At 67.0% G+C, this 13,081-nt stretch carries 14 protein-coding genes and 1 pseudogene; 5 read left to right on the forward strand and 10 right to left on the reverse strand.

The genetic code is table 11. The features are described 5' to 3' along the window. Positions 1-430 precede the first annotated feature (430 nt). The 9 genes and pseudogenes from VFY73_RS09470 to VFY73_RS09510 all read right to left on the reverse strand — a co-directional run bounded on the left by VFY73_RS09470 (position 431) and on the right by VFY73_RS09510 (position 7,267). Positions 431-610, reverse strand: a complete 180-nt coding sequence (locus VFY73_RS09470; RefSeq protein WP_329718004.1) for a transposase — start codon at positions 608-610, stop codon at positions 431-433. A 369-nt stretch (positions 611-979) separates the two neighbouring features. Continuing rightward, positions 980-1,995: pseudogene (locus VFY73_RS09475) on the reverse strand (IS110 family transposase). A 383-nt stretch (positions 1,996-2,378) separates the two neighbouring features. Continuing rightward, positions 2,379-3,137 (reverse strand): 3-hydroxyacyl-CoA dehydrogenase, encoded by a 759-nt coding sequence (locus tag VFY73_RS09480; protein ID WP_329718006.1) that lies wholly within the window; start codon positions 3,135-3,137, stop codon positions 2,379-2,381. Between the two features lie 162 nt (positions 3,138-3,299). Continuing rightward, the gene (gene adk, locus VFY73_RS09485; RefSeq protein WP_329718008.1) at positions 3,300-3,953 is read right to left on the reverse strand and encodes an adenylate kinase; all 654 of its coding nucleotides are present in this window, start codon (positions 3,951-3,953) and stop codon (positions 3,300-3,302) included. A gap of 172 nt (positions 3,954-4,125) precedes the next feature. Beyond that, entirely contained in the window at positions 4,126-4,893 is a 768-nt protein-coding gene (gene kdsB / locus VFY73_RS09490) for a 3-deoxy-manno-octulosonate cytidylyltransferase (RefSeq protein ID WP_329718010.1), read from the reverse strand. Beyond that, positions 4,893-5,081, reverse strand: a complete 189-nt coding sequence (locus tag VFY73_RS09495; RefSeq protein WP_329718012.1) for a Trm112 family protein — start codon at positions 5,079-5,081, stop codon at positions 4,893-4,895. The genes kdsB and VFY73_RS09495 overlap by 1 nt, the downstream gene beginning before the upstream one ends. Before the next feature lie 2 nt (positions 5,082-5,083). Then, positions 5,084-6,163 (reverse strand): tetraacyldisaccharide 4'-kinase, encoded by a 1,080-nt coding sequence (gene lpxK, locus VFY73_RS09500; RefSeq protein ID WP_329718014.1) that lies wholly within the window; start codon positions 6,161-6,163, stop codon positions 5,084-5,086. A gap of 34 nt (positions 6,164-6,197) precedes the next feature. Next, complete coding sequence (locus VFY73_RS09505; RefSeq protein WP_329718016.1) at positions 6,198-6,632, reverse strand: biopolymer transporter ExbD; 435 nt, start codon at positions 6,630-6,632, stop codon at positions 6,198-6,200. After that, the gene (locus tag VFY73_RS09510) at positions 6,629-7,267 is read right to left on the reverse strand and encodes a MotA/TolQ/ExbB proton channel family protein (RefSeq protein ID WP_329718018.1); all 639 of its coding nucleotides are present in this window, start codon (positions 7,265-7,267) and stop codon (positions 6,629-6,631) included. Before VFY73_RS09510 ends, VFY73_RS09505 begins: the two co-directional genes overlap by 4 nt. A gap of 212 nt (positions 7,268-7,479) precedes the next feature. On the opposite strand from VFY73_RS09510, the gene xseA reads away from it, so the two are divergent. The 4 genes from xseA to VFY73_RS09530 all read left to right on the forward strand — a co-directional run bounded on the left by xseA (position 7,480) and on the right by VFY73_RS09530 (position 11,696). Further along, the gene (gene xseA / locus VFY73_RS09515; RefSeq protein WP_329718020.1) at positions 7,480-8,793 is read left to right on the forward strand and encodes an exodeoxyribonuclease VII large subunit; all 1,314 of its coding nucleotides are present in this window, start codon (positions 7,480-7,482) and stop codon (positions 8,791-8,793) included. A gap of 101 nt (positions 8,794-8,894) precedes the next feature. Beyond that, positions 8,895-9,476, forward strand: coding sequence for a superoxide dismutase (locus VFY73_RS09520; RefSeq protein ID WP_329718022.1), 582 nt, complete (start codon positions 8,895-8,897; stop codon positions 9,474-9,476). A 98-nt stretch (positions 9,477-9,574) separates the two neighbouring features. Beyond that, a complete protein-coding gene (locus VFY73_RS09525; RefSeq protein WP_329718024.1) occupies positions 9,575-10,276 on the forward strand; it encodes a response regulator transcription factor in 702 nt (233 codons plus the stop codon). Next, a complete protein-coding gene (locus VFY73_RS09530; protein ID WP_329718026.1) occupies positions 10,263-11,696 on the forward strand; it encodes a sensor histidine kinase in 1,434 nt (477 codons plus the stop codon). Before VFY73_RS09525 ends, VFY73_RS09530 begins: the two co-directional genes overlap by 14 nt. Before the next feature lie 203 nt (positions 11,697-11,899). On the opposite strand, the gene VFY73_RS09535 is transcribed toward VFY73_RS09530, so the two are convergent. Beyond that, entirely contained in the window at positions 11,900-12,361 is a 462-nt protein-coding gene (locus VFY73_RS09535) for a DUF192 domain-containing protein (protein WP_329718028.1), read from the reverse strand. A 226-nt stretch (positions 12,362-12,587) separates the two neighbouring features. Between VFY73_RS09535 and VFY73_RS09540 the strand changes: the two genes are divergently transcribed. Next, positions 12,588-13,081 (forward strand): isocitrate/isopropylmalate family dehydrogenase (locus tag VFY73_RS09540; RefSeq protein WP_329718030.1); only part of this gene is annotated, 494 nt, incomplete at its 3' end.

Below are 13,081 nucleotides of genomic sequence, written 5' to 3' on the forward strand. Positions count from 1 at the left end.
CGACGGAGAGACGCTGCGCGCCCTGATCGCCCGCTTGGACCGCGCGATCGAGCAGTTCTACGACACCGACGTACCGGTCGACGAGATCAACTCGCCCTGAGGACGGGGCGCCCGGTCAAGGTGGGAGCGCTGGACGCTCACAAGTCCACCGGGTTGCGATGCAGGTACACCTTTAGCCTTTCGTCGAGCCGGAACACCGCAGCCTCCCCAGCATCTCGATGAGCTTGCCCGCCTGATGCAAATCGCAACTGCCCGCATCCAGTACCACGCCGTTGGGCAACCGAGCCTGTATCGCGACCTTGGCCTCGTCAGGTTGCGGCGACCCTGCTTGGATAGTCACAGGTATGAACAACGGCGGCGTTGACTCGAGCTCGACAGTCAAACCGCCAACCGGGCTGACCATCGCCTTCTTGCGCTCTCGGCCGCGAATCTACGTCGTCAGCAGGTTCGCATTGACGCCGCAGTCGCGCGCCAGCTTGGCCACCGACACGCCCGTCTCGCGGTACAGCTTGACCAGCTCGCACTTGGCCTGCTCGTCATACACGCACCGCCCATCGCTCTTGTGACCGATCACCAGCCGCTGCGCCAGCTCCGCAATCCTCTCTGTCATACGTGTCCATCTACATACGTGGACGCGTAGCCTCTCAATATCCCTGCATCACCGCAAGGGCGCAGATCGTCGACCGCTTACGAGGGATCGAGGGTCCCCCTCTACCCAGTGGATTTGCGCTTGGCCCCGCGCGTGGGGCTGGCCAAGGCGACACATAGAGTGGCAAGCCATGTCCTGCTTGCATCGAAGTCGGTGGGGTGTGGTCGGTTGCGCGGGTTGTCTGCCATCTCGGCGCGGGCCAGGTGGCCAGGTCACTATCGAGAACGTAGCGGATGCTCTTACTGTAATGTGGAAGAACGCCCCTGAGCAGATGCGACGTGGCCTGGCCTGAAGCTGGCCGGTGCTAAGTTCGCGGTGGAGGCAGGGGCATCAGGCGGTGGCTGGCGTGGCTATGAACCCGTGTTTGCGCACCATCTTCATCCAGCGCGGAGCGTTTCGGGCAACGCTCAGGCTTTCGTAGTCCACCGTCTTGTCCTGGTAGTGATTACCTGTGCTGAGCATCGCGTAGATCGTTCGCAGCATCTTGTGCGCCAGCGCCACGACGGACTTCTTGTGCCCCTTACGGATGGCCAGCGACTCGAACTTGGCTTTGAGCGCACATCGCGTTCGCGCCGCGGCTTGCGCGAACTCGCATAGCAGCCGACGCACCCAGGCGTTGCCGCGACGAATGCGCCCGCTCTTGCGCCTGCCTGCGCTTTCGTTGTTGCCCGGGCAGATGCCCACCCACGAGGCCAGTCGCTTGGCGCTGCCGAAGCTCGCCATGTCCGCCCCAATCTCCACCAGCAGCTCGAACAACTCTTCTCGACTGGCCCGCAATCGGCCCTTGCAGTCCAGCAACCTCGTGCATGGGCTTGTCCGCGATGAGCGCCTTGACCATGGCGCGCGCACTCGCGCCGTGGATGTCGGCCACCACCACGTTGATGCGAATGCCCGCGTCCACCAACACCTTGTGCAGCCGGTTCTTCTCGGCGCTGCACATGCCCACCAGCCGCAACTGCCGCATCAGCTGCGGCGGGATGAACGACGCCCGCAACAGCCCGGCCCGGGCCAGCGTGGCCAACCACTGCGCATCGGCCATGTCGGTCTTGCGACCGGGCACGGCCTTGACGTGGCGTGCGTTGACCACCCACGCGATGATCCCAATCGCCTCCAGGGCCGCAAACGGGCTTTTCCAAGTACACGCCCGTGCTCTCCATCACCACCACCTCGGGCCCGATCTCCAGCGCCCACTGCGCCAGCGCGCGACGGTCGCGTTTGAAGGCGCCGAAGTCCCGCTTGGTGACCTCCACCCGCCCGTCGTCATGCTCGACGACAGCACAGGCGGTGATCTTGGCCTGGTGAACGTCCAGCGCGATGACGCGCTTGTGCATCGGGGTCAATTCCATCGTCGGCTCTCCTGCAGCTTGAACAACAATCACGAGCGTGCGGGGTGACGTAGGTGCCGCCGACCAACGGCCTGCCGGGCAAGCCCGGCGGCTTTCATTAATGTGTGGGCTGTCAAGCGCCCGGGTTCCGCAAGGAACTCAGCAGCGCCCGCAGGCTATCCTGGGCACGAGTGGTCGGCAGCGGGTCAAGTTAGGTACCGCGGTCACGATGCCATCAAAAATTTGACCAACCTCTACCCACGCCGCCCCGCACACCCACAGTCTCTTCCATCATCCCGGGTGAACCGCCCGGATCATGCCCGTTAGTGGCGTCAGCAGCGCTGCGATCTGACGGCGCAGCCCGCACCCAATCGGCGGAACCGGCCGTCATGTGTTCCTGGCCGTTACTTCGGCGCCATGCGGATCGCGCCGTCCAGGCGGATCACCTCGCCGTTGAGCATGTCGTTGGTGACGATCTGGTGCACCAGCTTGGCGTAGTCTTCCGGCCGGCCCAGGCGGCTGGGGAAGGGCACGCTGGCGGCCAATGCGTCCTGCACCTCCTTCGGCATCGAGAAGAGCATCGGCGTGCCGAAGATGCCCGGGGCAATGGTCATGTTGCGGATGCCGTTGCGGGCCATGTCGCGCGCAACCGGCAATGTCATGCCGACCACGCCACCTTTGCTGGCCGCGTAGGCGGCCTGGCCGATCTGGCCGTCGTAAGCGGCCACGCTGGCAGTGCTGATCATCACGCCGCGCTCGCCGGTCGCTTCAGGCTCGTTCTTGCACATGGCTTCGGCGGCCAGGCGGATCATGTTGAAGCTGCCTACCAGGTTGACCATGACCACCTTGGTGAAGGTGTCCAGCGGGTGCGCGCCGTCTTTGCCGACGGTCTTGATCGCCGGCGCGATGCCGGCGCAGTTGACCAGGCCCATCAGCTTGCCCAGGCCGGTGGCGGCGGCCACGACCGCTCGGCCATCGGCTTCCTGGCTGACGTCGCAGCGCACGAATACGCCGCCCAGCTCCTTCGCCAGCGCCTCGCCCTTGTCGACCTGGAGGTCGGCGATGACGACCTTGCCGCCGTTCGCGGTCAGCATGCGGGCGGTGCCTTCGCCGAGGCCCGAAGCGCCCCCGGTGACGATGAAGACCTTGCCGGAGATGTCCATGTTGTGCTCCTAGTGCTGCGCCGAGGCATGGGTGCCTCGGTTGACGTTGACGTAAACGTCAATTGTGCGACAAAAGCGGAAGCGGCCGGAACGTTCGCACGTGCCGGCCGCTTGGCGCTTCGGTGTGCGGGACGTGCCCGCATTGGTTGGCGAATGAGTCTTTCAGCCCAGCGCCTGCAGCGCGCGGGCGGTGATTTCCTCGACCGTGCCGAGGCCAGAAATCTTGCGATAGCGCGGGGCTTGGGCGTCGCCGGCCGCGGCCCATTGGCTGTAGTAGTCGACCAGCGGGCGGGTCTGGTTCTGGTAGACCTGCAGGCGGGTGCGCACGGTGGCTTCTTCGTCGTCTTTGCGCTGGATCAAGTCTTCGCCGGTCACGTCGTCCTTGCCTTCAACCTTGGGCGGGTTGAACTTGACGTGGTAGGTGCGGCCCGACGCGGCGTGCACGCGGCGGCCGCTCATGCGCTCGATGATGGCTTCGTCCGGCACGTCGATTTCGAGCACCAGGTCGAGTTTGACGCCGGCGTTCTTCATCGCTTCAGCCTGCGGGATCGTGCGGGGAAAGCCGTCGAACAGAAAGCCGTTCGCGCAGTCGGGCTCGGCGATGCGTTCCTTCACGAGCCCGATGATGATGTCGTCGCTGACGAGCGCACCGGCGTCCATCACCTTCTTCGCGGCAATGCCCAGCGGGGTGCCGGCCTTGACGGCAGCGCGCAGCATGTCGCCGGTCGAAATCTGGGGAATGCCGTATTTCTGGCAAATGAAATTTGCCTGGGTTCCTTTCCCGGCGCCGGGTGCGCCCAACAGGATCATTCGCATGGTCGTTGTCTCAGTAAAGATGATTCTGTAGCGCCGTGTGGTGACGGCTGCCGTGCACGATGGGCGGCACTGTCCCGGCGCAGCGCGCGGGCAGGCCCGGCACTGCTTCAGGGCAGGATAGCATGGGCAATCATGCGTCTGGCTGACAAGCCGGGTACATCCCGGCGGGGTGTCAGCCGGGTGCGACGGACGGCCACAACGCGCGAACGCGGGCCAGGTCTTCGGCGGTGTCCACGCCGGCAGCCGGCGCGTGGGCTGCCACGTGCACGGCGATGCGTTCGCCGTGCCACAACACGCGCAGCTGCTCCAGCGATTCGAGTTGTTCGAGCGGCGCGGGCGGCAGCGTCGGAAAGCGGCGAAGGAAGCCGGCGCGGTAGGCGTACAGGCCGATGTGGCGCAAGGCTTGACCCGGCGGCAGCGTGGGGGCGCCCGGGCTGGACGCGTCGCGCCACCACGGCATCGGCGCGCGACTGAAATACAGCGCATGGCCAGCCGCATCGCAGACGACCTTCACCACGTTCGGATTGACGAAGTCGGCCTGCTCGGTCAGCGCATGGGCGGCAGTGGCCACCGCGCATTCGCGGCGTTCGGCAAGCAACTGGGCGCACGCGGTGACCAGCGCGGGGTCGATCAGCGGCTCGTCGCCTTGCACGTTCACCACCACGGCGTCGCCGTCGAGCCCCAATTGCTCGCAGGCCTCGGCCAGACGGTCGCTGCCGCTGACATGGTCCGGCGCTGTCAGCAACGCCTTCACGCCATGGGCTTCGCACGCCTGTACGGTCGCGGGGTCGTCGGCGGCGACCCATACCGCGTTGGCGCCGGCTCGCGCCGCGCGCTCGGCGACGCGCACGACCATCGGCTTGCCGCCGATATCGGCCAGGGGTTTGTTCGGCAGGCGAGTCGAGGCCAGGCGCGCCGGAATCAGGACAGTGAAGCCCATCACTCTTCTTCGGTTGCCAGGCGACGGGCTTCGCTTTCGAGCATCACCGGGATGCCGTCACGCACCGGAAAGGCCAGGCGGTCGGCTGCACACAGCAGCTCCAGCGGTCGCGAGGCTTCGTCGCGGCGCAGCTGCAGCGGCCCTTTGCAAACCGGGCATACCAGCATCTCGGTCAAGCGGTGGTCCATGGCTATCGTCGTGTTGAGAGAGGCGGGCGATCGACCCGCGAAGAAAGACGCTGTTGCAGCGCTTCGGTGAAATCCGGCGGAAGTGCAAAGTCTAGCGCCACGACCCAGACGCGGGTCGCACCGACCTGGTCCGGTCGCAGCTTGACGGCGTCCTTTTCGGTCACCAACACGTCCGTGGTGCTGACAGGCCAGGGCAGGGGGCTGAAGCTGGCATGGTCGGGCAGCGGCAGGCGCTCGATGGTCAGCCCCTGCTGCTCCAGCATGGCGAAGAAGCGTTCAGGGTCGCCCATGCCTGCAGCTGCCAGCAGTGGACGGCCTTGCAGCGCTGCCAGCGGTTGCGTTGCAGATGCATCGGTGCGCCACCAGGCGGCCAGGGGCAGGGCGCCGGACAGCCGTCGCTGGGCCACTGCGCCGGGCAGCGGCGTGCTGGGGCGGGACGCGTTGTACAGCACCAGCATCTGTGCCGGCAGTGGGTGGGGCAGGCGCTGGCGCAAAGGGCCTGCGGGCAGCGTCAGGCCGTTGCCGGCGCCGCGCCCATCGAACACCACCACCTCCACATCGCGCGGCAGGCGGTGATGCTGCAGCCCATCGTCCGACAGCACGATGTCGATGCCGGGGTGGCGAGTCAGCAGCGCTTGCGCGGCGGCCACCCGGTTGCGACCCACCACGACCGGCACGCCCGTGCGACGATAGATCAGCAGCGGCTCGTCGCCGACCTCGCCTGCGGTCGCGCCGCTCTGTATCTCGACGATGGCCTGTTCGTCGGCCCGCCCGTAGCCACGCGATACGACACCGGGCTGCCAGCCTTGCTGCCGCAGCCACTGGACCAGCGCGATGACTGTTGGCGTCTTGCCGGCCCCACCAAGCACCAGGTTGCCGACCACCAGGACGGGCCGGCCCAGCGTGGCTGGCGCGTGCCGCCGCTGCCACCAGCGGTGGCATGCGGCGAGGCCGGTGAACAACGCGGCGAGGGGCTGCAACAGCCGCATCGCCAGGCTGACTTCGGGACGCCACCATTGGGCCTGCAAGGCCGCGGCCCAGGCCGACGCACCACCCGGTCGGGTCTGGGGCGAAGGATTCATCACCACCGCGGGTTCGATGGCCCGCAGGCTTGCATCAAGGGCTGTTGCCCGCCGCGGCCGCCGAGCCTTGCGCGGCGAAGGTCACGCGGGGCAGGCCCGCGCGGCGTGCCGCATCGAGCACGTTGATCACCGATTGATGGGCCGCCGTGGCATCGGCCGAGATGATGAGAAACGGGTCCTGGCGTTGCTCTGCGGCCGCGCGCAGGGCCGCCGCCAGCAACTCGACGCTGCGGCCTTCGACGGCTGTCCGGTCGATCGAATAGCGGCCGTCCGCCGAGACGGCGACGATGATTTCCGATGGGCGATCGCGCGCCTGCTCGGCGTCGGCAGCCGGCAGCGTCAGCGACAACTCGGTGAACTTCGAGTAGGTCGTCGACAGCATCAGGAAGATCAGGATGACCAGCAGCACGTCGATGAACGGGATCAGGTTGATCTCCGGTTCGTCGTTGCGGTCGCCGCGAAAGTTCATCGTTTCGACCCCGAGCGGTCCATGCGCAACAGATGGTGCAGCACGCGCTCGGCGGCTTGCTCCATGTCGTGCAGATAGTCGTTGACGCGACCGCGGAAGTACCGGTGGCACATCAGCGCGGGGATCGCCACCATCAGGCCGAACGCGGTGTTGTACAGCGCCACCGAGATGCCGTGCGCCAGCTGCGCGGGGTTGCTGCCCGTGCCACCCGGCGACTGGGAGCCGAAGATCTCGATCATGCCGATCACCGTGCCCAGCAGGCCCAGCAGCGGGGCGGTCGAGGCAATGGTGGCCAGCGCGTTCAAGTAGCGCTCCAGTTGGTGGGCAGCGCTGCGGCCGGCGGCCTCGAAGCCGTCACGCAGCAGCGTTTCGCTGCAACGCGGGTCCTGGGCCACCAGGCGGATGCCGCCGGCGAGCAATGAACCCAGTGTCGAGTTGGCGGCGAGCTTGCTCAGCACGTCGCCCGAGGGCACGCCCTGGCGCAGCACTTGCAGCACCTCGTCGACCAGACCAGGCGGCGCCACTTGGGCGCGGCGCAGCGCGAAACCTCGTTCGATGACCAAGGCCAGAGCGGCCACGGAACACAGGATCAATGGCCAAATTGGCCAGCCGGCGGCTTGTATGATCGACAGCAAGAATGCCTCTGGCGCTCAGGCCCGAAACGAAAGACGGGCGATTATGAACTGATCGCCGGGTCTCACCAGCCGTCACACGTTTGTCATCTGTCCACAGCGCCTGTGGAAAACGCTGTGTGAAAACGGCGCGCAACCTTCACAAAGCGTGCAATGGTGCGGGTTTCCGTGCCGTTGCCCAAAAATAAGGCGCCGTGTCGCCAGTGAACAACCTGATGCAATCCAGTTCAGCGCCCGGCCCGCAGGTCTGGGGTGTAGCCGGCCTGCTGTTGGCCGTTTCCGACGCGCTCGCTGCCCGGTTTTCCGCCGTGGCGGTGCGCGGCGAGCTCTCTGGCTTCAGCCGCGCCAGCAGTGGCCATTGCTACTTCACCTTGAAGGACGCGTCCGGCGGCAATGCCGGCCTGCGCTGCGCGATGTTCCGGCGGGCGGCCATGATGCTGCCGTTCAACCCGCAAGACGGGCAGCAGGTCGAACTGCGCGGTCGCCTGGCGGTGTACGAAGCCCGCGGTGAGCTGCAGATGGTGGTCGAGGCCATGCAGCGTGTGGGTGTCGGCAACCTGTATGAAGAATTCCTGCGGCTGAAGGCCAAGCTCGAAGCCGAAGGGGTGTTCGACGCCGCGCGAAAGCGCCCGTTGCCGCCGTTCCCGCGCCGGCTGGTCGTTGTGACCTCGGCCAGCGGCGCCGCCATCCACGACGTTCTGACCACGCTGGCGCGCCGCGCGCCGCAAGTCGAGGTGCTGCTGGTGCCCACCTTGGTGCAAGGCGCGCAGGCGCCCGAGGCCATCGTGCGGGCGCTGGCCCAGGCGAATGCACAAGACGATGGTGAGCTCATCCTGCTGTGCCGCGGTGGCGGTTCGCTCGAAGACCTGTGGTCGTTCAACGACGAACGGGTCGTGCGCGCGGTGCGGGCGTCGCGCCTGCCGGTGATCGTCGGCGTCGGCCACGAGACGGACATCACGTTGGCCGACCTGGCCGCCGATCTGCGTGCGCCGACGCCGACGGCTGCTGCCGAACTGGCTGCGCCCGAGCGCGACGCACTGATGCAGGGCCTGGCGTTGCGCGCCGACATCCTGGCCCGACGGCTGCATCAGCGGCTCGACAGCGCCGCCCAGACGCTGGACACGTTGGCGTTGCGCCTGCATCGACCGGCGCAGCGCCTGCGGGTCGAGCAGGGCCGGCTGGGCACCTTGGCCCAGCGCCATCAGGCTGCGCTGGGCCGGGCGGTCGAGATGCAACGGCTGGCCCTGCAGCACCGCATGCAGCGCCTGCTGCAGGCCGCCCGGGGCACACAGGCACGCCGGCAAGACCGTTTGCAGGCGCAGGCCGCGCGCCTGGCCGCGCTGGACCCTCGCCGCGTGCTCGCCCGCGGCTATGCCTGGGTCGAAACGGACGACGGCCAGGCCATCGTTTCGGCCCATGCGCTGCTGCCGGGTCAGAGCCTTCGCGCGGTGTGGGCAGATGGCAGCGCAAACGCCCGGGTGACCGAAGTCCACGTCGATCCGGACCCGCAAAACCCCGATCAACCTTAGCGCCACGTTGGGCGTCGCGCGCTGCCTACAATGCCCGCGGCCCCCTGATTCACTGGCCGCGCGCCGCTCAACGTGGCGTGCCCACCTCGAAAGGAAAAAGCATGGAACACACCCTGCCGCCGCTGCCGTTCGGCCTCGACGACCTGGCTCCGCACATGAGCCGCGAGACGCTCGAATACCACCATGGCAAGCACCACAATGCTTATGTGGTGAACCTGAACAACCTGCAAAAGGGCACCGAGTTCGAAGGCCTGTCGCTCGAAGACATCGTCAAGAAGTCCAGCGGCGGCATCTACAACAACGCGGCGCAGATCTGGAACCACACGTTCTTCTGGAACTGCCTGAAGAAGGGCGGTGGCGGTGAGCCCAGCGGCGCGCTGGGCGCGGCCATCAATGCCAAGTGGGGCTCGTACGCGGCCTTCAAGGAAGCCTTCACCAAGAGCGCCGTCGGCAACTTCGGCTCGGGCTGGACCTGGCTGGTCAAGAAGGCCGATGGCTCGGTCGACATCGTCAACATGGGCGCCGCTGGCACCCCGCTGACCACCGGCGACAAGGCGCTGCTGACCGTCGACGTGTGGGAACACGCCTACTACATCGACTTCCGCAACCTGCGCCCGAAGTTTGTCGAGACCTTCCTGAACAACCTGGTCAACTGGTCGTTCGCCGAGAAGAACTTCGCCTGACCGTTGCGCGAGTCGCGCAATCCGCAAGAGCCGGCCACGCGCCGGCTTTTTCTTTTGTTACGCTCGCCGCACAACATGAGGGATCACCGAGGCGACAGATGCGAATCCTACTGGTGGAAGACGACCCCGCGCTCAGCCTGGGCGTGGCGCGCGGCCTGGAGCGTGAGGGCTGGCAGGTCGACGTGCTGCACGACGGCGAGCAGGCCATGACCGAAGGTGTGATGGGCCAGTACGACCTGGGCATTCTCGACCTCGGCCTGCCGCGGCGCGACGGCATGGAAGTGCTGCGCCATTGGCGTGCCAAAGGCATTCGCATGCCGGTGCTGCTGTTGACCGCTCGCGACGAGTTGAGCGACCGTGTGCAGGGGCTCGACGCCGGCGCCGACGACTACCTCGTCAAGCCCTTCGATCTGCCCGAGCTGCTGGCGCGGGTCCGCGCGTTGAAGCGCCGGGCACAAGGCCGCATCGATGAGGTGTTGCAGCTCGGCGGGTTGAAGCTCGACATCGCCCATCGCGAGTTGACGCACCAGGGCCAGCGCATTTCGCTGAGCCCGCGCGAATTGGCGCTGACCGAGCTGCTGATGCAAAAAGCCGGGCGCGTGGTGCCGAAAGACTCGATCGTCGCCCGCATGTCCAGCTGGGAAGCCGATTTCAGCGAGAACTCGGTCGAGGTCTACGTGCACCGCCTGCGCAAGCGCTTTGCCGACCTGGGCGTCGTGATCCGCACCGTGCGCGGCTTCGGCTACCTCATGGAGGCCGCCACACCCGGCGGCACCGCCGGCGGCGATGACCCGGCCTGACCCGTCTGCCCACGGGCCCAGCGTTCGCCGTGCATTGCTGCGGCCGTTGCTGTGGAGTTGGGGCATCGGCCTGCTGGCTGCCGTGATCGGCGCCTACTGGCTGGCCCGCACCAGCGCCAACCTGGCCTTCGACCGTGGCCTGCAAGACGAAGCCAGCGCGCTGGCCGCGAAGGTCACCTGGTCCGACCGCGGGCCGCTGCTGGACCTGTCGCGCCAGGCGATGGAGCTGGTGACCTGGGACCGCGACGACCGCAACGGTTTCCTGATGACCGACGTCGAAGGCAACCCGCTGGCTGGTGACGCGCATGTGCCGGTGCCTGCCCCGAAGCTGCGAAAAGCCAGCTTTTCACAGCCGCGGCTTTTCGATGCCGACTATGACGGCGAGCCGGTGCGGGGCGCCGTCTTCTCGATCAGCTCACCGATGCTGGACCGCTCCGTCTCGGTGATCGTCGTCGAGACCAAGAACAAGCGTGCGGTGCTGATGCGTGACCTGCAGCTGTCGATCGTGTTGCCGGCGCTCGCGCTCGGCGCGGTGACCTTCGCGATGATCGGCTGGGGCATCCGCCGCGGCTTGCAGCCGCTGCGCGACGTCGCCACTGATGTCGCCCTGCGCGACACGCAGGACTGGCGGCCGCTGCCGATGCAAAAAGTGCCGCGCGAAGCGGTGCCGCTGATCGAACGCATCAACAGCCTGCTGGCGGATGTCGAGCAGTCGATCCAGTTGCAGCGTCGCTTCGTGGCCGATGCCGCGCACCAGCTGCGCACCCCGGTGGCGGGCATCCGTGTGCTGGCGCAGAACCTCGCGCACGAACTGGCTGCGCACGCCGACGGCAGCCCTGCCGACGAGCGGGCCTGGCGCCCGTTGCTAGCCCAGCTGGAGCGCTCGACCGACCGGCTGTCGCGCCTGATCGGCCAGTTGCTGAGCCTGGCCCGCTCGGAGACGGCGCTGTCGGTCGATGGCGAACACCAGACGATGGACGTGGTGCCGCTGCTGCGCGAATCGGCCGAGCCATTGGTGCTGCAGGCCTTGCGGCAGGGCCGCCACATCGTGCTCGAAGCGCCGGACGAGCCGGTGCCGGCGCGCGCCCATCCGTTGTGGCTCGGCGAGGTGGTCAACAACCTGCTGGACAACGCGCTGCGCTACGGCGGCCCGAAGGTCACGCTGCGGGTTTCCCCGCGCCCTGACGGGGGCGCCGAGGTGGTGGTGGAAGACGACGGCCCCGGCGTGTCGCAGGCTCAGCTGCCCAATCTGTTCGAGCCGTTCTGGCGCGGCGAACGGGCCGATCTGCGCAACGACGGCGGCACCGGCCTGGGCCTGACGATTGCGCGCGAGGTGGTGCTGCGCCTGGGCGGGCAGATCGAGGCGCAATCCAGGCCCGATTTCGACGGCCTGCGCTTCACGATCCGCCTGGGCGAGTAAACGGAGCCCCCACGCTCCCTGCGGTCGCTGCCTTGCAGGCCGCGCCGAACCAGAGGCTCGGCCCTTCGCTAGGCACGAACAGTCCTCAGGACTGTTCATGTCCGAGCAAAGCCCCCCGAGGGGGCTCGCGCGGCGGACCGGCAGAGCCGGCTCCGCGCACGCCACTTGGAGGTGGGCGGCGCTTCGCGCGCCCAGGGGTAGATTCAGCGGAACAGCGGCCCGCTGATCTTCGCGCCGGCCTTCAGGCCGCGCTTGGCGAACCAGCCCACGTTCATCTCCAGCACATAGCGGACCGGCTTGGTCGAGCAGTGCGACTGGTCGCTCTGCGGTTTCATGTCTTCGATGTTGACGATGCTTCCGTCATCGGCCACGAAGGCGGCCGACAGCGGGATCAGCGTGTTGCGCATCCAGAAGCATTGGGTGGCCGGCTCCTCGAAGACGAAGATCATGCCCTCATGGGTGGCCATCTCCTTGCGGAACATCAGGCCGATCTGCCGTTGCTCGTTGGTCTTGGCCACCTGCGCGACGATGTTGTGCATGCCGGCATGCAGGGTCACGGTGGGCAGGTTCTGCGGCTGGCCGGCGTTCTGGGCGCCGGCCCCGGCGGCCAGGCAGGCGGCCAGCACCAGAGACGACACAGCGGTTCGAAACTTGATCAATGTCATGGGGCGGTTCCGTTCGGTCGGCAGATTATCGAACGCGGCCTGCTCCGCGCCGCCGACACGACCGGCAGCCCCCGGCCTACGGCCCCGTTCGACCGGGATGGCCCTTCAGTCGGCAAGGGTAGGCCTGCCCGCCTCGGGGTGGTCAGCAGACTGACAGGCAGCGTGAACTAGAATTTCAGGTTCCGAAAACCCCTTTCACAAACAGCGACGCGCGGAGCAAAGCGACATGTACCAGCACATCAAGGTGCCCGAGGGCGGACAGAAGATCACCGTGAATGCGGACTTCTCGCTCAACGTCCCGAACAACCCGATCATTCCGTACATCGAGGGTGACGGCACCGGTTTCGACATCACCCCGGTGATGATCAAGGTGGTGGACGCCGCGGTTGCCAAGGCCTACGGCGGCAAGAAGAAGATCCACTGGATGGAGATCTATGCCGGCGAGAAGTCGACCAAGGTCTACGGCCCCGACGTGTGGCTGCCCGAAGAATCGCTGGCCGCGCTGCGCGAGTACGTCGTCTCGATCAAGGGCCCGCTGACCACGCCGGTCGGTGGCGGCATCCGCTCGCTGAACGTCGCGCTGCGCCAGGAACTCGACCTGTATGTCTGCCTGCGCCCAGTGCAGTACTTCGCTGGCGTGCCTTCGCCGGTGAAAGAGCCGCACAAGATCGACATGGTGATCTTCCGCGAGAACTCGGAAGACATCTACGCAGGCGTCGA

The sequence above is a fragment of the Ideonella sp. genome (assembly GCF_036277275.1).
Classification (GTDB): Bacteria; Pseudomonadota; Gammaproteobacteria; order Burkholderiales; family Burkholderiaceae_C; genus Ideonella.